The following is a 22,765-nucleotide window of genomic DNA, read 5'->3' as shown; positions in this document are numbered from 1 at the left end:
GACGCGCGCTCACAGACCCAGCGACTTGCTGATGATGGTCTTCATCACTTCGCTGGTGCCGCCGTAGATTCGGGTCACCCGCGCGTCGGTGAACAGCCGGGCAATGGGATATTCCATCATGTAGCCGTAGCCGCCGAAGAGTTGCAGGCAGCGGTCCACCACCCGGGTCTGGAGCTCCGAGCAGAACAGCTTGACCTTCGCCGCGTCGACCGGGTCCAGCCGGCGCTCGTCGTGGGCGACGGCGGCAGCGTCGAACATGGCCTGGCCGGCAGCAACCTCGGTAGCTACGGAGGCGAGTTCGAACTTGGTGTTCTGAAATGTGTTGAGGGTCTTGCCGAACACCCGACGATTATTGACATAGTCCAGCGTGACATCCAGGGCGGCCTGCGCTGACGACACGGCGTTGAGGGCGACACCGAGACGTTCGCCGGCCAGGTTGTGCATCAGGTACCGGAACGCCTCCCCCTCCCGGCCCAGCAGGTTCGACACCGGGACCCGAACGTGGTCGAAGGCCAGTTCGGCGGTGTCCTGTACCGCGAGCCCGACCTTGGCCAGGTTGGCGCCCTTGGCGAAGCCTGGCATGCCGTCCTCGACCACGATCAATGACAATCCGTCCCGGCGGTTCGGGGTATCCGCCGTTCGGGCCACCACGATCACCGCATCGGCGTGGATACCGCCGGTGATGAATGTCTTTGCCCCGGTGAGGATGTAGCTGTCCCCGTCGCGCACGGCGACGGTCCTGATGCCGCCGAGATCGGATCCGGTCTCCGGTTCGGTCATAGCGATGGCGGTGAGCATCTCGCCGGTCGCACATTTGGGAAGCCACCGCCGGCGCTGCTCGGCGTTGCTGTATTCCAGGAAATACGGCATCACGACATCGAGGTGACATCGCAGCGGCCCGAGATGGACCATGGCTCTGGCTACTTCCTCGTGCAACACGACGCTGAAGAGGTAGCCGGCCGCCCCCGAGCCACCGTATTCCTCCGGGATGTTCATCCCGAGGACGCCCAGCTTGCCGAGCTGATAGAAGAAATCACGAGGTACCAACTTGGCGTCCAGCCACTCCGGAAAGACCGGGACCACCGCACCTTCGAGGAAGGTGCGGATCATCGCCCGGAAGTCGTCGTGATGCTGGCTGAATATGGTTCGCTCCACCCCTACCCGACGCCCTTCTCCAGGATGTGGATTCCGCACGCCGATCCCAGTCCGATGACGTGGGCCAAGCCCACCTTCGCCCCCGGCACCTGGCGGTCGCCGGCTTCGCCGCGCAGGTGCGTGGTGATCTCGAACAGCCCGGCCACCCCGGTGGCCCCGATCGGGTGGCCCTTCGACAGCAGGCCACCGGACACGTTGACCGGAGTGCGGCCAGTGGCTGCGGGTCCACCGGATTCGATGAACTCGCCAGCCGTCCCCGGAGCGCACAGACCCAGGTTGTCGTAGTGCAACAGCTCGGCTGTGGCGAAGCAGTCGTGCAGCTCCACCAGACCGAGGTCCTCGGGCCCGACCCCGGCCGCCTCGTAGGCCTGCGCGGCCGCGTTGCGGGTCAGCGTATTGATATCAGGCTGCACCTGTGCCGACTCGGTCCACGGATCGGTGGTCAATATCGACGCCGACAGCTTGACCGCCCGGCGGCGCACATCGGGGTCCAGCGTTGCCAGTCGCTGGTCGGAAACCAGGATCACCGCGGCGGCGCCGTCACCGGTAGGACAGCACATCGGCAGCGTGTTCGGGTACGCGATGGTCTCGGCGTTCAGCACCTCTTCGAGGGTGAACACCTTGCGGTACTGGGCGTAGGGGTTGTGCACCGAGTTCTGGTGGTTCTTGACCGCGACCATCGCGAACTGCTCGGCGGTGACACCGTGCCTGCGGGCGTATTCGGAGCCGGCCTGTGCGAATACTCCGGGCATCAGCTGCGTGCCCAGCCGCCCTTCGCCCGACAGCACAGCGCCGTAGCGCCCCTTGGGCTGGAACAACTTGCGGTCAGCGCCTTTTGGCCTGTTGCCGAGCAGCCCCATCTTGCCCATCTGCTCGGCCCCGACGGCCATCGCCACATCACATTCGCCGGCCTTGATCGACATCGTGGCGACCCGTACCGCGGTGGCGCCGCTGGCGCACGCATTGAAGACGTTGTAGGCGGGCACACCGGTCTGGCCGATCTGTTTCTGCAACCGCTGCGCGACACCGCTGTTGGACTCGTAGGCGTTCGAGCACGCCAGCAGCTGCACCACCGCGATGTCCATCGAGGCATCCTTCAGCGCATCCAGTGCGGCCTCGCTGGCCAAGTCGATCACGTCCTTGTCGGGGTAGCGCCCGATCTTGGTCATCGCCGCCCCGACGACCCAAACGTCTCCGCTGCTCATCGCGCGTCTCCCTGCGGCCGATAGCCGAAGGCGACCGCTTCGACTCCGTCGTCGTCGGTGTCCACGACCCAGGTGGTCAGTTCCACTGCCCTCACCGGATCGATATCGGCCGGATCGGCCGCGACGTCCACCAGGTTGGCCTTGACCATCCCCCCGTCGTCGAGGGCGACCACCGCCGAGACGTAGGGCGTTTTCACCGACGGCGCAGCACGGTGGACGATCGTGAACGCACGTAGCTCTCCGGTATTCGACAGGTCCCGCCATCCGAACGAGGTTCCCCCGCAGCCTGCGCAGGCGTTGCGCCGATCAAAGTAGAGCGCCTGGCATTTGTCGCAACAGTGCGCGCGCAGGTGGGGTTCGTCGTCGAGGACCAAGTAGTCGACGATCGGGAGCTGGGTGGGCATGCGGTGCCTTTCATGCTGGTTGACGCTGTCGGGAAGTTTTCGCTCGGGGATCACCCGAGCAGGCAGGTACCACCGGTGATGACGTCGGTGTCCTTGACCCGGGTGCGGAAGGCGAAATGCTGGTCGTCCTCGCGCCAGATGTCCACGGTGAGTTCGTCACCGGGGAACACCGGCGAGGCGAAGGAACCGCCGACGGAGGTGATCCGGCTGCCGTCTCCGCCGGCCACGGCGCCGACCAGCGCGCGGGTCGACACACCGAACGTGCACAGCCCATGCAGGATCGGCCGATCGAATCCGGCCGCGCGGGCAAACGACGGGTCGGAGTGCAGCGGGTTGCGATCCCCGGACAGACGGTAGATCAGCGCCTGGTTCTCGAAAGTCTCCAGGGTGACCGAGGTGTCAGGTCCACGCTCCGGGGTCCCGCTGCGCAGGCTGGGCCCCTTGTCCCCGCCCCACCCGCCGGCACCCCGGATATAGAGCGACATCGTCGAGGTCCACAGCTTGTCGTCGGTAGCCTTGTCCCGGCCCACCGTCTCGGTGACGACGATGGCGGCCTTTCCCTTGTCGTAGATGGCACTGACGGTCGCGACATTGCTCGCCGAACCGGACGGCGCCAACGGTTGATGAAGGGTCACCTGTTGGGCGGCATGGACGAGTTTCGTCCAATCGATGTCGCCGATCATGGTGAGGATCGGGGTGCGGGCGGCGAGCACCACCGGCATCGACGGCAGCGTCTGCAGTTCGATGCCTTTGGAGTTCTCCGTGGTGAACTGCAGGTCACCGACGCCGCAGCCCAGCCCGAGGGCATAGAGGATGGAATCCTTACTGGTCCAACGTACCTCGATCGGATCGGTGGCGATTCCGACCGCGTCATGATTCAGTGGCATGGCGTCCTCTCGTCCGTCGTCGCGCATTCACTGCTTGGGCAACCGGGCGTACCCGCGGGGGCCCTCGTAGACATCGGGCCCGAGGTTCTTGAACAGCTCCTCACGGCGCTCGCCGAGCTCGTCGACGGTCCACCTACCCTGTTTGAAGGCGATATCGCTGACCTGGGGCAGCTTTACGTGCGCGACCGCTCCACCGCAGACGATGAAGGTCTGGGCGGTGATGTCGGCGGCCATATCGGTTGCCAGGAAGGCCACGAACGGCGCGATGTTCTCCGGATCCATGGCGTCGAACGGGCGCTCTTCTGTCGCGAATTCACCAGCACGACCGGAGTTTTCGAAGGTCGTCGTGGTCAGCCGGGTACGCGCCCGGGGCGCGATGGCGTTGACGGTGACCCCGTACTTCGCCGTCTCGCGCGCTACTGCCACGGTGAACGAGACGATGCCCATCTTGGCGGCGTCGTAGTTCGACTGTCCGGCATTGCCGAACAGGCCGGACTCGCTGGTGGTGTTGATGATGGCGCGGTGGCTGGTGTTGCCCTGCTTGGATTCCGCCCGCCAGTACTGCGCCGCGGCGCGAGTCGGCAGGAAATGCCCCATCAGGTGCATGTTGATCACCTTCGACCAGTCCTGCGGGTCGATGCTGAACACCATTCCGTCGCGCAGGATTCCGGCGTTGTTGACCAGGATGTCGAGGCGTCCGAACGCGTCCACCGCCGCGGCGACCATGCGCGCAGCCCCGTCCGGGTCGGTCACGTCGTCGGCGTTGGCGATCGCCTGCCCGCCCCGGCTCTTGATCTCGTCGACGACCTCCGCCGCTGGACCCTGGTCGGCACCCTTGCCGTCCCACGCCCCGCCGAGGTCGTTGACCACGACCCTGGCCCCTTGCCCGGCCAGCGCCAGTGCCTCGCCGCGGCCGATACCGCGGCCCGCTCCCGTGACGAGTGCGACCCGCCCGTCAAGATGTCCCATCGTGTTCTTCCCTTTCTTCGCCGTGGGTATCGAGCCAGCGCTCGACCAAGTCACGTTTGACGACTTTGCCGGTGGTGTTGAGCGGAAGCGCCGCGTCGGTGATCCACCATCGAGTCGGGACTTCGAAGCGGGCCAACGTCTTTGCGGCGAATGCCCTGAGTTCTTCGGGATCGACCCGGGCCCCCGGTCGGGTCACCACCACCGCACCGACCTCTTCACCCAGGGTGGGGTGCGGGAGCGCGACGACGGCGACGTCGCGTACCCGCGGATGCTGCAGAATGCGATCCTCGACATGCCCGGGCGCGATGTTCTCTCCCCCGCGGATGATGATGTCACGGGATCGACCGACGATGTAGAGATAGCCCTCGTCGTCCAGGCGCCCGAGGTCGCCGGTGTGTAGCCAACCCTGCTCGTCGATCGGGTTCGCCGCGTTGCCGTCGAGGAAGCCGGACATCAGCGTCGGTGCCCGTGCCAGCACTTCGCCAACCCCATCCTCGTCCGGTTCGTCGATCAGTATTTCCGTGGTGGACAGGGGTTTTCCCACACAGCCCGGCTTGTCGAGCAGTTCGGTCCCGCCAGCCGAGGTGAGCGCGCCGCCGGACTCTGTCTGTCCGTAGATGCTGCTGATGCTGCGCCGTGCCGAGGGCAGGCCGCGAGCGATCTTGTCCGCCAGCTCCGGAACGACCAGTGAGCCACCCATCGCGATGGATACCACGCTGGAGGTGTCGTAGTCGGACAGCCGTGGACAGTCGAGCACCCGAGCGATCATGGTGGGGACCCCGCCGAAGAATCTGACCTTTTCGCGCTGAATGAGGTCGAGCACCTCCTCGGCATCGAAACGTCCCTCCAGGAACAGCAGTCGGCCACCGGACAGCTGGGCTGACACGAGGGTTTGGAACCCGCCGACGTGGAACAGCGGCAGGCACATCAGGCTCACGGTCCCGGGATGGTCGTCGGAAAGCTGGTTGGGCAACCGCCGGGTACGCACCAGGACGTTCTGGATGTTGGCCACCACCGCACCCTGGCTGAGCACGACCCCCTTGGGCGTGCCCTCGGTACCGGAGGTGAAGAAGATCGCGGCCGGATCGGTCTCCGCAGGTACGAATTGCGGCTCGGGCGCCGAGCGCGGGGCAGTGTCGATGAGCGTGCGTACCGCCGACATCGGCAGGAGTCGATAGCGCTGCAGGGACGGCTTGGCGCACCAGTCGTCATCGGCGACCACCAGGTCTGGACCCACCCGGCCCAGCACCTCGCGCACCTCCTCGTCGTTCCACCAGGCATTGGCGAAGACGACGACGCCACCGATTCTGGCGATCGCCCAGAAGGCCGTCACCCATTCCGGGGAGTTGACGCCCAGCAGAACCACCCGGCTGCCAGGCTGGACGCCGCGCCGCCTCAGATCGGCGATCACCTCGTTGACGTCGGCGAGATGCTCGGCGAACGTGATCCGGCGCTGACCGGCGATCAACACTGGGCGTTGGCCCCAGCGGGCGACATCGGTCAACAGATCGCCGACACATGCCGGCCGATGTGTGTAGTGCCGGCCGGTGCCGGTCACCGTGACATCGCTGCCCCACCGGGGGGCGACGTGACACGGCGCGGTCATGGTGTCGGCCGCAGTGGCAGGCGAACGACCGCGGTTCCTCTGGCCGACAGTTCGCCGTCCTGCTGGCGGGCGGTCTGCTCCACGGTGACCAGGCCGTCCTCGCGGTCGACATGGGAGACCGTGCCGGAGATCTTGACGATGTCGCCGGTGGGGTTGTGCCTGCGGATCTGCGAACTGTGGCTGACCAGGAACCCGTGGTCACCCATCCAGTCGGTGATGTGGTGGGTCAGCCAGGATGCGCGCTCCGGCCCGTAGTCGTAGGCCCGCGGCGTGCCGACCATGCGGGCGAGGTCATCATCCCAGTGCACCCGCTCGGGAACGTCGGGGATCCCGAACCGGTCGGCGATTCCCAGATTCGGATGCTTCTCCAACTGCTTGTGCGCCAGCCGGTTCGCACGGATGTACAGCCCGCCCCAGCCCTGGGCGTAGGCGATGAATCCGGTCACCGTCATCGGCCCCTTGGTCATCACCGGCAGGACGTCGCCGACGGCGACCTCGTCGACATACAATGGGTCGGCCCCGCGGGGTTTCTCCTCGCGATAGGCCTGTGCGACCGCGGCGATGTCGTCGTAGTCGTAGCGGGGTTCGACCTCACGGGCCGACTGGTACTTTCCGCGCTCCCGGGCGGTGTCGCGTTCGGTGCGGAAACACCACGAGTCACCTTCGGCCACCAGCTCGCCATCGGAATAGAAGTCAACGTGGTAGATCTGCTGGATAGCCCGGCCCGCGAACGCGGTCTGGTGCTCGACGAGGTCCTTCAGATAGGCCTCGGTGTGGATCTCGTCGCCCCGGCGAAGATGTCGGTGCCACGTCGTCGATGCGCCAGACCACATGGCGTGCACACCGGGTAGTCCTCCCACATAACCGGAGTAGATCCGGTTGAGCGCGAAGACGAATGACGGTGGCGCCAGCAGAGTCCCATACCGAGACTGCGCCGCGTAGTCGACGTCGCACCACAGCGGATTGTCGTCGCCGATGCCGTGCGCGTAGTGGCGGATGTTGTCGCGCGTCACTTCGTAGCACCACGGCTCGACGGTCTGGGCGATCTTCACGCCGATCATCGACCGAAGATCGTCCAGAGCACGCTCGGTGATGAGGGAAAAGCGCTGACTCTTCTCATCGATGTCTGTGTCGTGACTCACCGGCAATCCTTCTGCTCATGCTGATTTCCAGCGATTCCGGGCACTGCCCATTTGTTTAGTACTAGCTATAATAACTGCTATCATACGGGGCGGGACGAACGCAACAACTGTGCGCCACTACACATTGCGGACCGCGCACCCCCCACGGTAAGCGCGGCCTATCATCGTCGAGTGGGGACACTCGTCGGGACAGGAGAACGGTGTGGCGACTGACGTGACTCGGCGGCGCCGCCGGATGACGCCCGAAGATCGCCGCGCCCAAATCCTGGCAGCCGCACGGTCGGTCTTCCTGGACTATGGGTTCGCCGGAACCCGGGTGCGCGACATCGCCGAGCGAGCCGGCATCACCGAGAACCTCGTCTACGTCCGGTTCGCCAATAAGAACGAGATCTACCAGGCAGCGGTGACCGATCCGCTGGACCGCCTCGTCGAGCATCTCGCCTCGACCATCACCGAGATGAGCGCGGCCGGCCAGTCACGGCGCGAGCTGTTCGAGGCCTTCCACGCCGAGCTCTACACCAGCATGGTGGAGATGGCACCGCTACTGGCCGCGGCGCTGTTCTCAGTTCCTGAAGTGGGCCGTGCGTATTACTCGGATGTTTTTCTGCCACAGTTCACCGAGGCGATCAGCGGGGTGATCACCGATGTCACCGGCTTCGATGTGGATTCCCTGGAGCTGGACGTGCTCGTCGAAGGTGTTCTCGGCCTACACCTCGGGTTATCCCTGGATTCGATTTTCGCCACCCAGCCGGTACCCGTCGACGTGGTCGCGCGCACGTTGACAGTCATGTTCGGCGACGGCGTAACCGCCCGCAAGGACCAGAAGTTACGACTCGCGCCCACCGCGGTCAAACCATCCGCGCCGGTGACCGAACCGGCCCGCGCGCCCGAGCCCGGGACCCGGCTCACGGCGGCCGAGCGCAAGGCACAGGTTGCCCTGGCCGCTCGGGAGGTCTTCGTAGAACGAGGCCTGGCAATGGCACGCACCAAGGAGATCGCCGATCGGGCCGGTATCACCGAGGCATTCATGTTCCGGCTGTTCGACGGCAAAGAGGAGCTCTATACCACCGCGATCGAGGATCCCGCCGCCGAGTTGGTCAACCGCTGGGCAACCGAACTCGGACGGATCGCGGCCCGCGGCGCCGATCCCGTGACCACCCTGTTGGCGATCAACGAAGACGGCATCGCCATCCTCGAGGAGCTCGCGCCCCTGTTCATGATCGCCGTCTTCTCACGGATGAAACGTGGAAAGCGGTTCTACCGCAAGGTCGTTGAGCCGGCGCTGAGCCGACCCCTGAGATCGCAACCGCTGGACGCGTGGGCCTCTGCCGATGTGAACACCGAAGTGGTGTGGCGGGCGATCTTCGGCATTCAGCTGGGCATCGTGCTGCGCCACGAGTTGACCGGCGTACCGCTGGACACCTCCGAGGTCGCTCGGCAGCTGACCGGAATGATCGTGAGCGGCATCAGGCGCCCCGCGGTCCCGAGGAAGTGAGGGCACACCTCACCCTCGCGGCCCACCGGCCACATAAACGATCTGCCCGGAGACGAAACCGGCACCCTCACTTGCCAGAAATGAGACGGTGTGGGCGATATCCTCGGGAACACCCACCCGCCGTACCGGAATCTGTTCGGCAGCTTTGGTTTTGAACTCCTCAAAGGACATACCGAGTCGCTGCGCGGTTGCTTCGGTCATCCGAGTGGTGATGAACCCGGGGGCCACCGCGTTCACCGTGATCCCGAATCTCCCGAGCTCGATCGCCAGGGTCCTGGTGAAGCCCTGCAGCCCGGCCTTGGCCGCCGAGTAGTTGGACTGCCCGTTGTTGCCCAGCGCTGAGGTACTGGACATGTTGATGACCCTGCCCCATTTCGCATCGACCATATGGGGGCGGACCGCTCGGGTGAGCACGAAGGCCCCACGCAGATGAACACGGATGACGTCGTCCCAATTGTCTTCGGTCATCTTGTGCAGCAATGCATCTCGAGTGATTCCGGCATTGTTGACCACCACCGTGGGTGGGCCGAGTGAGCCGACCAGCCGGTCCACCGCCGAACCCACCGAATCCTGGTCGGCGACATCAGCCCCGAGAGCACATGCCCGCCCGCCGCGGTGTTCGATGTCGGCGACCGTCTGGGCGCACTGCCCCTCGTCGAGGTCGAGCACCCCGACGGAGTACCCGTCGACAGCCAGCCGCTTGGCGATCGCGGCACCGATGCCTCGCGCGCCACCGGAGACGACGGCAACCCTTGTGCCAGTCCCGTTCATTACTCTCAACCCTCCAGTGTCGCGCTATTATTTTGGTTAGCGATAACTATAATAGATCGAGGAGTGACAATGCCGGGACTCCCTGAGCGGATCACCGAGCGGCTACGGATTCCCGTGATCGCGGCACCCATGCTCGCCGTGTCCGGACCCGACCTGGTCACCGCGACCTGCGCCGCCGGTGTGATCGGCGCCTTCCCCACGGCGAATGCCGGGTCCGCCGATCAACTGGACCAATGGCTGTCGAACATCGCGACCCGGGCGCGCGGCGCCGCCCCGACATTCGCGCCGTGGGCGGCCAATGTGATCATGCGCTCGCCACGCCTGCGCGAAGACCTCGCCGTGCTCGTCGATCACCGGATACCGATCGTGATCACCAGCGTCGGCTCCCCCGAACCAGTGGTCGAGGCCCTGCATGCGGTCGGCACGACGGTGTTCTCCGACGTGGCCTCCCTGCATCACGTGCGCCGGGCGCTCGACGCCGGTGCCGACGGACTGATCCTGCTCGCCGCCGGGGCGGGCGGGCAGTCCGGCCACCTCAACCCGTTCGCCTTCGTCCGCGCGGTCCGGGAGTTCTACGGCGGCCCGGTCGTGCTGGCCGGCGGACTGTGTGACGGCCACGCGCTGCGCGCCGCGCAGGTGCTCGGCTGTGACCTCGGCTATGTCGGGACACCGTTCATCGCCACCCGCGAATCGATGGCCTCACCGGACTACCAACGGCTTCTGGTCGAGAGCTCACTGGACGACATCGTGCTCACCAGAGCCTTCACCGGCCTGCCGACCAACATGCTGGTGTCGTCGATCGTGGCGGCCGGTTTCGACCCGGATCGACTCGACGAGCAGGTCACCCCGGCGCAGTCCCGGCAGTTGTACGGCGGCAGCGACACCCCGCGAAAGTGGATCGACCTGCACAGCGCCGGCCATTCGGTGAGCTCGGTACACGCCGTGATGGGCGCCGGCGAGTTGGTGGCCAAGCTCGCCGCCGAGTATGCGGCGGCGCATCCGGCCGACGCCCGAACCCCGTCTAGCGGCTAGTCGGTGCCATCGGGTGGGCGTGCTGCCGGACGAACTCGCCGATCGCGGAGATCGCGACGCGGCTCTGCTCCAGCACCGGGGTCATGATGTGCCAACAGTGATACATCTCGTCAAAGGTTCGCAGCGCGACGTCGACACCAGCGCCGCGGGCCTTCTCGGCGAACCGCGTCGAATCGTCGGTCAGCGAATCCCAGGTTCCGGTCATCACCAGCATCGGCGGAAGACCGCGCAGGTCAGCTCGCAGCGGCGAGGCCGACGGCGAGTCGGCGGCCGCCCCCTGCAGATACGCATCCGCCATTCCCTGCAGCATCGCCGCCGACATGATCGGATCCACCTCGGCCTTGGTGGTGACCGACTCCGAGGCCAGGGTCATATCCAGCCACGCCGAGATGCACACCCCCGCCGCGGGCATCGGCTCGCCAAGATCGCGCAGGTTCAACAGCAACGCCGCGGCCAGCCCGCCGCCCGCCGAATCCCCGGCCACCACGACCGTCGACGGATCGCGACGGGAGATCAGCCATCTGTAGGCGACCAACGCATCGTCGAGCGCCGCCGGGAACGGGTGCTCGGGTGCCAGCCGGTAGTCGACCAGCTGCACCTCGGCATCGGCCGCCCGTGCCAGATCGGCGGCGGTGCTGGCATACCCCTGGGCCGAGGCGATCATGTAGCCCCCACCGTGAAAGTACAGAATCGTGTGTTTCGGCCGGGTCCCGTCGATCTGTGCCAGCAGACACGGAACGCCGTCGGCATCGACCGGTTCGATCACCAGGTCGGCCGGAGGCGGGAAATGCGCGGCCGCCCAGGTGTCGTAGGCATCGCGCAGCTGCTGTGGCGTCGCCGGTTGGTCGGGGTCGGTCGGCGCCATCGACGCCGCCATCTCAAGCCAGAGTTCAAGCGCCCGCTGCTTGTCGTCGGTCACGGTAGATCAGCTCCTTCGGTCACACCTGCTCGCCTTTCGAGCCTGCCAACCGAGCCCACCCTTGACATACGTAGTCGCTACGCATCTCCCCGCGCCGAAACAGCAGACAGCCGAGGATCGATTACTGTGATGGCGCTCACTACAATAGTGACGGCGCGAGGAGGATGCCCGTGACCGATCCGGTAGCCACGCACAGCGACGAGCAGTGGCCGTTCGTCGGTCGCGCGGGCATCCTCGAAGAGCTCGAACAGCGGCTCTTCCAGGGCGGCAGGTCGATGATGCTGGCCGGGGCGGCCGGTGTGGGCAAGTCGCGGCTGGCGGCCCAGCTGCTCGACGCGGCCGAGGAAAAAGGACTCGCCACGATCCGGACCACCGCCACCAGGCCCGCGGCCGAAATCCCGTTCGGCGCCTTCGCCGGGGTGCTTTTCACCGACGACGAGCCGCTGCCGAAATTGGTTTCAGCCCAAGCGGAGTGGATGCGTCGCGCCGTTCGGCGACTGGCCGCGATCGGGCAGAACCGACCGGTTGTCGTCCTCATCGACGACGTTCAGCTGCTCGATCCGGTGTCAGCGATCTTCATCCATCAGGCCGTCGTGGCCGGGGCGTGCACATTGGTCGCCACCATGCGAACCGCGGATCCAGTGCCCAGCCCGGTCGTGTCGCTCTACAAGGACGGTCATGTGACCAGGGTCGACATCGGCGCCGTCGAGAGCGACGAGATCGCCGAGATCCTGCGCGCCGTTCTCGGCGCCGTCGTGGAGAGTTCGGTGGTTCAGCAGTTCGCGATGCGTAGCGGTGGGAACATCCTGTACCTGCGCGAGCTGGTACGCGGAGCGCTGCGGTCCGGAACGCTGCTGCTCGATGACGACGTGTGGCGGCTGATCGGCAAATCCCCGCTGTCAGCCCGCCTGATGGAGCTGGTCGGTGATCGCCTGGCCGAGCTGAGCGCCGAGGAACGCAGCGTTCTGGACGCACTCGCGTTCGGCGAGCCGCTGCAGCTGCGACACCTGGAGGCCTGCCTGCCCGGCGCCGGTGAGGTCGTCGATGCGCTGGAAACCCAAGGCCTGGTGATCAGTCGATCCGAGGGCCGCCGGTTGGTGATCAGGCTCGCCCACCCGGTCTACGCCGACGTCCTGCTACACAATCTGACCGCTGTCCGGCGCAGCCGCCTGGCCCGGACACTGGCCGAGGTTTCCCAGGACACCGCCGATGCCGGGGTCGACGACGTCATCCGCGCCGCATCCTGGAGTCTGGAAGGCGGCCTGCACCGCCCGGCGCTGATGCTGCGGGCCGCCTGTCACGCTCGGTGGAGCTACGACTTCGGCCTGGCCACCCGCCTGGCACGGGCCGCCGCCGAAGACGGCGCCGGGTTCGAGGCGGAACTACTGGGCGGCCAACTGGCGTATCTGCAGGGGCGGGCCGGCGACGCGGAGGCGGTGCTGGCCCGCCTCGCCGAGGCGGCCGACACCGACGATGCGCGCACCCGGGTCGCCCTGGCCCGGCTGGAGTGTGCGATGTTCAGCGGGCATATCGAACTCGGGATCACCATCGCCGAGCACGCCGAGGCTGCCACCGGCGCGACCCAGCTGCGCGACCAGATCACCGCGCGGCGCGCCGGGCTGATCCTCGCGGCGACCGGGCCGGACGCAGCCGTTCGGGTCTCGGCGCCGCTGCTCGTCACATCGCAGGGCCCGGCACTGGTATGGGCATGCCTGGTCACCTCGGCCGGTTACGGCCGCACCGGCGACGTCGACAAGGCGCTGGAGGCCGCCGAACTCGGCCACGGGGCACAGGCCACGTTGACCACACCCTTGGACAATTACCCGTGGCTGCACATCTTCTTCCGCGGCGAGGCGCAGATCTATGCCGGCGACTTCGGCAGCGCACTGGCCACCGCGCGCGAACACTATGACGACGCCGTTGCCCAGGGTTCGATCGAGGCCCAAGCGTACTTCGCGTGGCAGCTGGGCAAGACCGTGGGCGAACAGGGCGATGTCGGTGAATCGCTGCGGTATTCGCGGGAAGCCGCACTGCTGTTCCGGGATCTCGGTCGGCCGGCGTTGCGTGAACAATGTCTGATCGATGTGGTGATCGCGCTCGCGATCGGCGGGGATGGGCCCGCGGCGGCCGCGGCCCTGGCCGAGCTGGAGAAGCTGCGGTTGCCCAGGAGTTACTACGCGGTGGAAGTCCTTCGTGCCCGCGCGTGGACGCACATTGCCAATGGGGACCTGTCCTCGGCGCGGGACAGCCTGGAACAGGGCGCCGCACTGGGCGAACGGATCGGCGACCGGGTGGGCGCGCTGGAATGTCTGCACATCCTGGCAAGGGTGCGAAGCCACGGGCGGATCCACGCCCGAGCGGAGGAGGTCGCCCAGTGTGTCCAGGGCCCGCTGGCCCGCGCCCGGCTGGAGAACATTCGCGCCCTGGAGGCCAAAGATTGGCAGGGACTCGAATCGGTTGCCCAGTCGTTCTACGACCTCGGCGCGTACCTGCTGGCGGCCGAGGCCGCCAGCGAGGCCGTCGTCACGGCGCGTAAGAAAGAAGTCACGACACAGCGGTTGGCGGGGCTGCGCCGCACCGCCGCCCGGTTCCGCCAGCACTGCCTGGAGGCCACCACACCCGCGCTGCAGACCGCACAATTGCGCACGACGCTGACCAACGCCGAGGCCGACGCCGCGCGGTTGGCCGCCGGCGGATTGTCCAACAAGCGGATCGCCGAGAAGCTCTGCCTGTCGACTCGAACCGTCGAGGGCCAACTCCAGCGCGCCTACGAGAAATTGTGCATCGGTGGCCGATCCGAGCTGGCGGCGGCGCTCAGCGATATCTCGTAGCAATCCGGGTGGCTCAGCGCGGGCTCGGCGCTCAGGTGGCCTGCAGGGCGCGGAAGACGTCGGGAAAATCGCGGGTCGCCGACATCGAGAAGCGGGCGGGACGGCGCTCGAGGAATGCCTGCACACCCTCGCGGGCATCAGGCGAGGATCCCAGCCGAGCGAGTGCTTCGGATTCAATCCGGTGAGCGTCGAGAGGTCCACTGGCACCGTACATCTGCCACAGCAGCTGGCGGGTGACCGCCACCGAGACCGGCGCCGACTGTTCGACGAATTCGTTGGCCAGCGCGTGCGCGGCGGGAAGCAGCTGGCCGACCGGATGGACGCTGCGGACGAACCGTGCGTCGAGGAGCTCGTCGACCGAGTACAGCTTACCGGTGATCATCCATTCAGCGGCCCGGCTGATGCCCACGATGCGGGGCAGAAACCATGATGACGCCCCATCCGGGACGATTCCTCTACGGACGAAGGGGAACCCGGCACGGGCGTGCACACCCGCCAGCCTGACATCCATCGGTAGCGTCAGGCTCGCGCCAAACCCCACCGCCGGGCCGTTGATCGCCGCTATCAACGGCTTTCGGCACTGCATCATCCGCAACGAGATCGTGCCCGCCCGGTCCGGTGGCGGCCAGCCGTCTGCCGACTCGTCGCTGTCCCGGGCGAATGAATCGGCGCCCATGCTCAGGTCGGCCCCCGAGCAGAAGCCGCGACCGTGTCCGGTGACCACGGCGACGCGGATGGCGTCGTCGGAGTCGATCGCGTCGAGGACGCCGAGGAATTGATCCACCATGTCGGTGGTGAACGCGTTCAGTGCCGACGGGTTGTTGAGCCAGACCGTGGCGACACCGTCATGCACCACAAGGTCCACCCGTCCGACGTCCGCCGCCGGCGGCGCCCCGTCATCGACGGCGATGGGCTCGGTTCTTTTCGCGCGTTTGCTGTCCATACCAAACCTCCTTATTTGTATAGTGCCATATAGAATAAAATTCTGTCGCGACTCCTCCGGCCGCGACGAGAGAACAAAGGACCGCCATGGTTGCCCAGCTCAGCCACGACCAGCAATCCCTGCGCGAGCTCGCGCGCGAGTTCCTCGCCCGACGAGCCGATGACACGCTGATCCGTTCCGTGATGGACACGCCGACGGGTTTCGACCAGCCGCTCTGGGACGAGTTCGCCGGCCTCGGACTGTGCGGGCTGGCCGTTCCGGCACGTTATGGCGGCGTGGATTGCGGGCCGGCAGAGGTTGCGATCGTCATGGGCGAGCTCGGCCGCCGGCTGGTACCCATGCCGTACTTCTCCACCGTCGGCTTGGCGCAGAATGTCCTGCTGCACAGCGACGACGACGCCGCCTGCGAACGCCTTCTCCCCCTCCTGGCGACGGGGCAACGCCGGGCGACTGTGGCTTTGGTTGAGCCGGCGTGGAATTGGGATCCGATGGCGATCCGGACCACCGCCTCGCCGCTCGGTGAGGGGTGGTGTCTGACCGGCGCCAAGACTTTCGTGGTGGACGGCGCCACCGCCGATTCGATTCTGGTCGCGGCACGGGGTCCGGACGGTATCGGCATCTACGAGGTGGACGGCACCGCGCCGGGCCTGACTCGCGCCGCGCTGACGACGATCGACCACACGCGGCGGCTGGGCAGAGTCGAGATGGACGCAACCCCGGCACGCGCGATCGGCCGCGCCGACGCCGGTTTGGCCATCCTGCGGCAGGCGCTGACGGTAGCCAATGTCTATCTGGCCGCGGAATCGGTGGGCGGCACCGAACACGTCCTGGACAGTTCGGTGGAATACGCGAAGAACCGCGTTCAGTTCGGCCGGCCGATCGGGTCGTTCCAGGCCGTCAAGCACAAGTGTTCCGACATGTATCTCGACCTCGAGACCTCGCGGGCCACAGTAGAACACGCCATCCGGACACTGGGTTCCGACGGTGTCGGGGACTGCACCGAAGCTGCTGCGCTGTGCGCCGCCTTCTGCCATGACGCGTTTCTTCGCTGCGCTGGCGAGAACATCCAGATCCACGGCGGCATCGGGTTCACCTGGGAACACGAGGCCCACCTGTACTACAAGCGCGCCCAGGCGAACTGCGCTCTGCTGGGCGACGACGTCACACACCGGCGCGCCCTGGCGACCTCGCTGGGGTTGCCGGTCTAGCCCGCGGGCGGAGGTTGCAGCATCTGTTGCCAGGTGCGGGGGCCCGCGCCGGTTGCCAGATCGGACTCGGTGTACAGCTTTCCATCGGGCCCGACGTAGGTACCGGTCGACCGGTCGTAGGCGGCCGCCGGCACCGGCGGCGCGGCTTCGCCCGGCGGAAGCTGCGGCACTGCCTGTCCTGACAACGTGGCGTTCGGATCACCCTTCCAGTTGTTGCCGTCGTTGAGCGGCAGGTAGTTCTCGTCGCTTTCGCACATTTTCACCGTCGGCGCCCGCTTGCCGGGGCGGGTGATACAGGGCAGATTTCGGGCGCCGCGCACCGCGAACATGGAGTCCTGCGGGATCCGGCAGTACAGGTCGCCCGGAGCCCGATCCGGGGCGTCGGTGAGGTTCGGTGTCCGCATCTGGGTGGCCGGCAGGAAGCCCGTCGTGCATGGCGGCGGAAGGTTGATGTTGAGGTTGAAGTCGAGGTTGATACCGGAGTAGTCCTGCTTGTTGTTGCGGTTCGCGGCACCGGCGGCCTGGAGGTCGGCGATACCCTGCGGCAGCAACACCAACAGTTGCTCGATCGCGGGCTGGTAGGTGATGGCCACCTGGTCGATGGTCACCAGGTTCGCCAGCAGTATCGGCAGGGTGGGGCGCAACTTGTCGAAGAGCGCCCGCGCCTGCTCGATCGCGGCGGGACCCTGCTGGATCAGCCCGGTGACCGAAGCATCCTGGCGTTGAAGGGGTGTGGTGATCGAAGCCATGTTGGCCGCCCACGCCGCGACCGCGTCGGAGCTGTCGGTCTGGGAATCCAGGACCGGCTTGGATTGATCGATCAATCCGGTGAGCGAGTCGAGGTTCGCCCGGGCGTCGATGGCCAGTGTGGTGGAGCCGTTGATGATCCGCGATAATTCCGGGCCCAGGCCGCCGACCGCCTCGTACGTCTCGTCGACCACTGTTTTCAGATTGTCGCCGGGGATGGCATCCAGGCCGGTGTCGAGGGCATCGAGCAGCGAATCCACCGGCGGCGGAACCGCTGTCCTGGTAGCCGGGATCACGTCACCGTCCTGCAGGTAGGGCGGTTTGCCGTTGAGCGGTTGCAGCGCGACGTACTGCTCGCCCACCGCCGACACGCTGTGCACGTCGGCACGCAGATCGGCGGGGATCCTGATGTTCGAGCGCAGCGACAGGACGGCCTCGACCCCGCTGTCGGTCAGCCCCACCGACTCCACCCGGCCCACCTCGGTACCCCGGTAGGTGACATTGCCGCCCGGGTAGAGCCCTCCGGAGGTGGGCAGCTGCATCGTCACCCGGTAGTGTCCGACACCGAAAAGCATGTTCGGCAGCCGGATGTAGCCGATCGCCATCACCGATCCGGCCACGATCGCGATGACCGCGAAGATCGCCAGCTGCAGCCACGTTCGCCTGGTCAGTCTCATTACGGTCCTTGGTCCCAGTGGTAGGGAATGACCAGCGGATTGCCGGCGGTGTACGGACTGGGCAGCTGGCCGATGGTGCGGCCCCACTGCATCTCGACCTGGGTCAACTTGCCCTCGAAGCGGGTACCGGTGAACAGCGCCGCGTCGATTCGACTCAGGGTGAGGTCGATGATGAACGTGTCGTTGGCGTAGTCGCCGCGCTGCCAGGTCTCCAGGGTCTCCCGCGGCCACGGGTAGGTGGCCAGCACGCTCAGCGAGCGGGTCAGCGCCGGCCCGGTGCTGGCCAGCTGGTCGAGAATGGGGCCGATGTCCTCGAGCTCCTTGACCAGCGCCTCGTGGGTCTGGTCGACCGAACCGGCCACCAACGCGCTGTACTGCCCGAGCTTCTGCAGGGCGTCGGTGAGGTGCTGACGCTGGTCGCTGAGGACGGCCAGCGCGTCGGGGATGGTCCGCAGTGCGGTTTGGACCACGGGTTTCTGCGCGGCGAACTTGCCGGCCAGGTTGTTGAGGCTTTCGGTGGCCGCGATGATGTCGTCGGTCTGGTCGTCGAGGTAGCCGACGTAGCGGTCCAGCTGGTCGATCAGACTGCGGACGTCGGCTTCCCTTCCGCTGAACGCGGCGCTGAAAGCCTTTGTGATCTCTTGGATCTGACCGATGCCGCCCCCGTTGAGCAGCAGCGAGACCGCCGACAGCGTCTGTTCGGTACTGGGGTACGTGGCCCCCGACGACAGCGGGATGACCGAGCCGTTGTGCAGCTGACCGTCGGGCCGGCCGGTGGTCGGTGGTGCGAGTTCGACATGCAACGCACCGAGCAGACTGGTCTGCCCGATGGTGGCGGTCGCGTTCGCCGGCAGCGTTACGTCACCGTTGATCCGCATCGTGAGCAACGCATGCCAGCCCTGCCGCTCGATCTTGGTAACGGTGCCGACGTTGACGTCGGACACCCGCACCCGCGAGTTCTCCTCCAGGGTTCCGACATCGGGCAGCTGAGCCTGGATTGTGTAGGTCCCCGGCCCGCCGCCTTCGGTGCCCGGAAGGGACAGCGAATTGAGGCCTCGCCACTGGCATCCGGACACGACGAGCAGGGCGATGCCGAGCACCATGGTTCCCGCGGTCCGCCGCAATCGACGTGGGTTCATCATCCACCGCCCCCCGCCGGAACCATCATTCCCTGCAGGCCGCTGTTCGGTTCGGTCGGCGTGGCCTCGGCCGGCAAGGGGGGCGGCGGTGGTGGGGTCGGCACGTGATCGGGTCTCAACCAGTCCTCGCTGTAGGTGATCTCGTTGGGCCGGGCCGACGCCCCGACGAACGGGTTGATGCCGAACGGCAGAAAGTTGTACTGCCGGTTCTTGATGATCGGGGCCAGGTACTGGACGCAGAGTTTGGCGGACTCCTCGGCTCCCAGCCGTGAGGCCGCCTGGATCGCGCCGCACAGGAAGGTGATGGGGTTGGCGAACTCGTTCATCGCGATAGCGCCGGACAGCGAGCCCTGCGCGGGCTGATAGATGTTGAGGAAGTTGGCGAACGCCGTCGGGGCAACGTGGAGGGTCTGTTTGATGTCGTCGAGGCTGTCCTTGACCGCGCTGGTCACCGAGGCGAGCTCTTCCGACGTGGTCGAGATGGAGTCGTTGCTTTCGGCCAGGAAGCTCTGGACATCACCCACCGCGCTGTTGAGGTCGGCGACCGCGGTGGCCACCTCGCCGGGGTCGTCGGCGAGCAGATGGGTCACGGCGGCCAGGTTGGCGTTCAACTCGCGCATCGCATCGGAACTGTCGTGCAGCGCCGACACCAGGGCGGCGAGGTTTCGCACCGTGGCGAAGATGTCGGTGCTGTGGTCGCCGAGGGCCGAAAACATCTGGGAGAGTTCGATGATGGTGCGCCGGAGGTCGGTCCCCTGACCACGCAGGTTGTCCGCGGCGGTGTTGATGTAGGCGCCCAACGTGCTCACCCCGCCCGGCTTCGTCGGCTGCAGCGTAGCGACGAGTTTCTCGAGTTGTTCGCGTAGGTCGTCCCACTCGACCGGTACGGCGGTGCGCTCCTGCGGGATCACCGCGTTGTCGGCTAGCCGCGGGCCGGACGTGTAGGCCGGGGTCAGCTGAATCGACCGGGCGGTGACCAGCGACGGCGACAGGATCACCGCGTCGGCCGAAGCGGGCACCGGGTACTTGCTGTCGTAGGAGAAGCTGATCTTGGCCCGTTGCGGCTGCGGCTCGATCGAGTCGATCTTGCCGACCGGCACACCCAGGATTCGGACCCGATCGCCGACGAAGATTCCATTGCTGTTGGCGAAGTAGGCCGTGACATGGATCCGGTGACTGCCGCCGCGCCCGTTGAACACCAGCACGGCCGTTACCGCCACCAGGACGAGCACAAGCGCCCCGGCGACGATGACCCGCAAGAAGGGAGTTCTCACGGCTGACCCTCCTGGGTGTTGGGTTCACCGGGTGCCGGGGAGAACACCGGACTCGGTGTGGGCGTCGGGGTTGACGCGATCTCCGGCGGCGCCTCCGCCGGCGGGCCGGGCGGCGGGCCCCCGGGCGGTGGCGCCGGCAGCGGCTCCCGGTACGGATACCGCGGATCGCCCGGGTTGCCGGTGATCGCATCGGGCAGATTCAGATTCGGTTCACCACCCTGGCCGGTTCGCGGATACGGGACGGGCAGGGCAGGCGTGCCGGGCTGTCCGACCTGCGGATCGGTGCGCTGCGACGGGAGCAGGACATTCGGATCCAGGCCGAGGTCGGAGAATGCGGCATCGACGAACGGCTGAATGAACTGTCCCGGAAGCAGATTGGCGACGTACGCTTTGAAGAACGGGCCGGAGGCGACCGACTCCCCCAGCGACATCGCGTAGTTGTTCAGATACTTGATGGCCTGCTGGATGCGTTCCTTGCGGTTGTCGACGACGGCCAGCACACCGTTGAGCTTGTCCAGTGCCGGCTTGAAGTTGTGCCTGTTGTCGGCGATGAAGCCCTTCAGCTGGCGGCTCAACGCGCTGACGCTGGACGAGACCTGGTCCAGCGAGGCGCTCTGGGCCCGCAACTGCATCAGCAGCGCGTTGGCGTCGGCGACCAGCCGGACCACGTCGTCACTGCGCTCGGCGAGCACCGATGTCACCTTGTTGGCGTTGGCCAGCAGGTTGCGCAGTTGTTCGTCGCGCTTATTGAGCGTCGCCGCAAAGCGGGCCACGCCGTCGATCGCCTGGTGCAGCTCCGGTGGTGTGTCGCGGAAGGTGTCGGCCAGCGTCGCCAACGACGTGGAGAGCTGTCCGGTGTCGAGGTCGCCGATGGTCGTCGACAGGTCGCCCAGCGCGTCCGGAAGCTGGTAGGGAGACGTGGTGCGATCCAAGGGAATCGGGCCGTCGAGGGTCTCGGTACCCCGGGAGGTCAGTTCGAGGATCTTGTCGCCGAGCGCCGCCCGCGCCTTGATCGCGGCTTCGGTGCGGTCCCCGAGCCGTACGTCGTTGCGGACCCCGAATCTGACCAACACCCTCGGCCCGTCGAGGTCCACACCGTCCACCTGACCCACCCGCAGACCGGAGTACTGAACGGCGTCGCCGGGTTCCAGGCCACCGGCATCGGCGAAGTAGGCACTGTAGCTGCGGTCGGAGTTGATGAACGGCAGCTTGTTGTACTGGAGTGCGGCGATCACGATCACGACGATCAACGCCGCGCCGATACCGCCGATGATCAGGGGGTTGCGCTCTTCGAAGGACTTCATTTCGGGGCGCACCTCCCGGTGCTCTGACCGGCCACCCTGAGGTAGACCGGTTGGCCACCTTTGCCATTGAGCTTCAGCACGATGTCGCACAGGTAGAAGCTGAAGAAGTCGCCGTACATGCCCTGACGGGAGAGCACCCGGTAGGCGTCGGGCAGACCGTTGAGCAGGTTGTCGAGGTAGTCATGATCGGCCACCGCGGTTCCCGCGACCTGATCGAGACCGTCGACCACCCTCTTCAGGGCGGGCCGGCTCTGGTCGAGCAGGTCGGCGATCGACCGGGCGGCGGCGTCGGTGTAGGCGATTCCGTTGGTCACGTCATCCTTCTGTTCGGCGAGCCCGTGCACCAGGGCGGTGATCGAGTCGACGGCCTTGGCGAACTGGTCGCTCTGGTCACCGACGACACCCAGAACCGTGCTGAGGTTGGTGATCACCTCGCCGATGAGCTTGTCCCGGTCGGCCAGGGTGTTGGTCAACGTGGCGGTCTGGCTCAGGAAGGTCCCGACCGTTGCGCCCTGCCCCTGGAACACGCTGACGAGTTGCGCCGTCAGGACGTTGACCTGCGCGGGATCCAGCGCCCGGAACAGTGGGCGGAAACCACCGATCAGGGCATCGAGGTCCAACGCAGGCGAGGTGTTGGCCAGCGGGATGGTGTCACCCGGGCGCAGTGTCCGGGTGCCACCCGCGCCCTCTCCCAGGGACATGAACCTGCCGCGAATCAGGTTGTCGTACTTGATGGCTGCCTTGGTTCCCTGGGTCAGGACCACCGAGGGGTCCACCGCGAATGTCACCAGCATGCCGGCGTCTCCGTCGATCGTGATGTCCCGGATCTGGCCGACCTCCACCCCGGCGATGCGGACGAAGTTTCCCTTCTCCAGCCCGGACACGTTGCTGAACAGGGCTTTGTATTCGACCAGCTTTTCGAAGCGAAGCTGCCCGAAGACCGCGAACAACCCGAAGATCCCGAAGACACAGACCGCGACGAAGACGGCCAGCCGCCACACTATGGCCGGTAGTGATCGCCTCATTCGGCTCCTCTCGTGGTCGTTGCGGGTGTCAT

Annotated in this window: 19 protein-coding genes; 4 read left to right on the top strand and 15 right to left on the bottom strand. The window is 66.6% G+C overall.

All coding sequences use genetic code 11. The features are described from left to right. Positions 1–9: 9 nt before the first annotated feature. From ORI27_RS07190 to ORI27_RS07160, 7 genes are read right to left on the bottom strand one after another with little or no spacing between them, the layout of a single operon-like run. Complete coding sequence (locus ORI27_RS07190) at positions 10–1,155, bottom strand: acyl-CoA dehydrogenase family protein (protein ID WP_265995761.1); 1,146 nt, start codon at positions 1,153–1,155, stop codon at positions 10–12. Positions 1,156–1,157: 2 nt separating this feature from the next. After that, positions 1,158–2,360, bottom strand: coding sequence for a thiolase family protein (locus ORI27_RS07185; RefSeq protein ID WP_265995762.1), 1,203 nt, complete (start codon positions 2,358–2,360; stop codon positions 1,158–1,160). After that, entirely contained in the window at positions 2,357–2,764 is a 408-nt protein-coding gene (locus ORI27_RS07180; protein WP_265995764.1) for a Zn-ribbon domain-containing OB-fold protein, read from the bottom strand. The genes ORI27_RS07185 and ORI27_RS07180 overlap by 4 nt, the downstream gene beginning before the upstream one ends. A gap of 50 nt (positions 2,765–2,814) precedes the next feature. Then, on the bottom strand, positions 2,815–3,651 hold the full coding sequence (locus ORI27_RS07175; protein WP_265995766.1) for a MaoC family dehydratase: 837 nt from the start codon (positions 3,649–3,651) through the stop codon (positions 2,815–2,817). Between the two features lie 27 nt (positions 3,652–3,678). After that, a complete protein-coding gene (locus tag ORI27_RS07170) occupies positions 3,679–4,620 on the bottom strand; it encodes an SDR family NAD(P)-dependent oxidoreductase (protein ID WP_265995768.1) in 942 nt (313 codons plus the stop codon). Then, a complete protein-coding gene (locus tag ORI27_RS07165; protein WP_265995770.1) occupies positions 4,607–6,226 on the bottom strand; it encodes a class I adenylate-forming enzyme family protein in 1,620 nt (539 codons plus the stop codon). Before ORI27_RS07165 ends, ORI27_RS07170 begins: the two co-directional genes overlap by 14 nt. After that, positions 6,223–7,368 carry an FAS1-like dehydratase domain-containing protein gene (locus ORI27_RS07160; RefSeq protein WP_265995772.1) on the bottom strand — a complete coding sequence of 382 codons (1,146 nt, stop codon included), beginning with the start codon at positions 7,366–7,368 and terminating at the stop codon, positions 6,223–6,225. Before ORI27_RS07160 ends, ORI27_RS07165 begins: the two co-directional genes overlap by 4 nt. A gap of 202 nt (positions 7,369–7,570) precedes the next feature. Here ORI27_RS07160 and ORI27_RS07155 point away from each other — a divergent pair, with 202 nt between their 5' ends. Beyond that, a complete protein-coding gene (locus ORI27_RS07155) occupies positions 7,571–8,863 on the top strand; it encodes a TetR/AcrR family transcriptional regulator (protein ID WP_265995773.1) in 1,293 nt (430 codons plus the stop codon). Between the two features lie 9 nt (positions 8,864–8,872). On the opposite strand, the gene fabG is transcribed toward ORI27_RS07155, so the two are convergent. Then, on the bottom strand, positions 8,873–9,634 hold the full coding sequence (gene fabG / locus ORI27_RS07150) for a 3-oxoacyl-ACP reductase FabG (protein ID WP_265995775.1): 762 nt from the start codon (positions 9,632–9,634) through the stop codon (positions 8,873–8,875). A 69-nt stretch (positions 9,635–9,703) separates the two neighbouring features. On the opposite strand from fabG, the gene ORI27_RS07145 reads away from it, so the two are divergent. Then, on the top strand, positions 9,704–10,666 hold the full coding sequence (locus tag ORI27_RS07145; protein WP_265995776.1) for an NAD(P)H-dependent flavin oxidoreductase: 963 nt from the start codon (positions 9,704–9,706) through the stop codon (positions 10,664–10,666). Here ORI27_RS07145 and ORI27_RS07140 read toward each other — a convergent pair. After that, positions 10,656–11,585, bottom strand: a complete 930-nt coding sequence (locus tag ORI27_RS07140; protein ID WP_265995777.1) for an alpha/beta hydrolase — start codon at positions 11,583–11,585, stop codon at positions 10,656–10,658. The genes ORI27_RS07145 and ORI27_RS07140 overlap by 11 nt on opposite strands. Positions 11,586–11,755: 170 nt before the next feature. Here ORI27_RS07140 and ORI27_RS07135 point away from each other — a divergent pair, with 170 nt between their 5' ends. Next, positions 11,756–14,416, top strand: a complete 2,661-nt coding sequence (locus ORI27_RS07135; RefSeq protein WP_265995778.1) for an AAA family ATPase — start codon at positions 11,756–11,758, stop codon at positions 14,414–14,416. Positions 14,417–14,447: 31 nt separating this feature from the next. On the opposite strand, the gene ORI27_RS07130 is transcribed toward ORI27_RS07135, so the two are convergent. Then, positions 14,448–15,359 (bottom strand): enoyl-CoA hydratase-related protein, encoded by a 912-nt coding sequence (locus tag ORI27_RS07130; protein WP_265995780.1) that lies wholly within the window; start codon positions 15,357–15,359, stop codon positions 14,448–14,450. A gap of 86 nt (positions 15,360–15,445) precedes the next feature. On the opposite strand from ORI27_RS07130, the gene ORI27_RS07125 reads away from it, so the two are divergent. After that, positions 15,446–16,567, top strand: coding sequence for an acyl-CoA dehydrogenase family protein (locus tag ORI27_RS07125; protein ID WP_265995782.1), 1,122 nt, complete (start codon positions 15,446–15,448; stop codon positions 16,565–16,567). On the opposite strand, the gene ORI27_RS07120 is transcribed toward ORI27_RS07125, so the two are convergent. Genes ORI27_RS07120 through ORI27_RS07100 form a run of 5 tightly spaced genes read right to left on the bottom strand, consistent with a single transcriptional unit; the run spans position 16,564 to position 22,733 of the window. Continuing rightward, a complete protein-coding gene (locus ORI27_RS07120) occupies positions 16,564–17,991 on the bottom strand; it encodes an MCE family protein (protein WP_265995784.1) in 1,428 nt (475 codons plus the stop codon). The two genes, ORI27_RS07125 and ORI27_RS07120, sit on opposite strands and share 4 nt — an antisense overlap. Then, entirely contained in the window at positions 17,991–19,133 is a 1,143-nt protein-coding gene (locus ORI27_RS07115; protein WP_407666229.1) for an MCE family protein, read from the bottom strand. Before ORI27_RS07115 ends, ORI27_RS07120 begins: the two co-directional genes overlap by 1 nt. Continuing rightward, entirely contained in the window at positions 19,130–20,404 is a 1,275-nt protein-coding gene (locus ORI27_RS07110; RefSeq protein WP_265995786.1) for a virulence factor Mce family protein, read from the bottom strand. The genes ORI27_RS07115 and ORI27_RS07110 overlap by 4 nt, the downstream gene beginning before the upstream one ends. Further along, positions 20,401–21,708 carry an MCE family protein gene (locus ORI27_RS07105; RefSeq protein ID WP_265995788.1) on the bottom strand — a complete coding sequence of 436 codons (1,308 nt, stop codon included), beginning with the start codon at positions 21,706–21,708 and terminating at the stop codon, positions 20,401–20,403. The genes ORI27_RS07110 and ORI27_RS07105 overlap by 4 nt, the downstream gene beginning before the upstream one ends. After that, a complete protein-coding gene (locus tag ORI27_RS07100) occupies positions 21,705–22,733 on the bottom strand; it encodes an MCE family protein (protein ID WP_265995790.1) in 1,029 nt (342 codons plus the stop codon). The genes ORI27_RS07105 and ORI27_RS07100 overlap by 4 nt, the downstream gene beginning before the upstream one ends. Positions 22,734–22,765 lie beyond the last annotated feature (32 nt).

This window comes from Mycobacterium pinniadriaticum, from assembly GCF_026242045.1.
In the GTDB taxonomy this organism is placed as follows: domain Bacteria; phylum Actinomycetota; class Actinomycetes; order Mycobacteriales; family Mycobacteriaceae; genus Mycobacterium; species Mycobacterium pinniadriaticum.
Note: the sequence above shows the minus strand (reverse complement) of the source record. Positions and strands in the feature narration are given on the sequence as shown.

Excerpts from the sequence above, each read along its gene's own strand:
- ORI27_RS07185 (WP_265995762.1), bottom strand. The coding sequence starts at position 2,360 with ATGAGCAGCGGAGACGTTTGGGTCGTCGGGGCGGCGATGACCAAGATC.
- ORI27_RS07180 (WP_265995764.1), bottom strand. The coding sequence starts at position 2,764 with ATGCCCACCCAGCTCCCGATCGTCGACTACTTGGTCCTCGACGACGAA.
- ORI27_RS07175 (WP_265995766.1), bottom strand. The coding sequence starts at position 3,651 with ATGCCACTGAATCATGACGCGGTCGGAATCGCCACCGATCCGATCGAG.
- ORI27_RS07170 (WP_265995768.1), bottom strand. The coding sequence starts at position 4,620 with ATGGGACATCTTGACGGGCGGGTCGCACTCGTCACGGGAGCGGGCCGC.
- ORI27_RS07165 (WP_265995770.1), bottom strand. The coding sequence starts at position 6,226 with ATGACCGCGCCGTGTCACGTCGCCCCCCGGTGGGGCAGCGATGTCACG.
- fabG (WP_265995775.1), bottom strand. The coding sequence starts at position 9,634 with ATGAACGGGACTGGCACAAGGGTTGCCGTCGTCTCCGGTGGCGCGCGA.
- ORI27_RS07145 (WP_265995776.1), top strand. The coding sequence starts at position 9,704 with ATGCCGGGACTCCCTGAGCGGATCACCGAGCGGCTACGGATTCCCGTG.
- ORI27_RS07130 (WP_265995780.1), bottom strand. The coding sequence starts at position 15,359 with ATGGACAGCAAACGCGCGAAAAGAACCGAGCCCATCGCCGTCGATGAC.
- ORI27_RS07125 (WP_265995782.1), top strand. The coding sequence starts at position 15,446 with ATGGTTGCCCAGCTCAGCCACGACCAGCAATCCCTGCGCGAGCTCGCG.
- ORI27_RS07120 (WP_265995784.1), bottom strand. The coding sequence starts at position 17,991 with ATGAGACTGACCAGGCGAACGTGGCTGCAGCTGGCGATCTTCGCGGTC.
- ORI27_RS07115 (WP_407666229.1), bottom strand. The coding sequence starts at position 19,133 with ATGATGAACCCACGTCGATTGCGGCGGACCGCGGGAACCATGGTGCTC.
- ORI27_RS07105 (WP_265995788.1), bottom strand. The coding sequence starts at position 21,708 with ATGAAGTCCTTCGAAGAGCGCAACCCCCTGATCATCGGCGGTATCGGC.
- ORI27_RS07100 (WP_265995790.1), bottom strand. The coding sequence starts at position 22,733 with ATGAGGCGATCACTACCGGCCATAGTGTGGCGGCTGGCCGTCTTCGTC.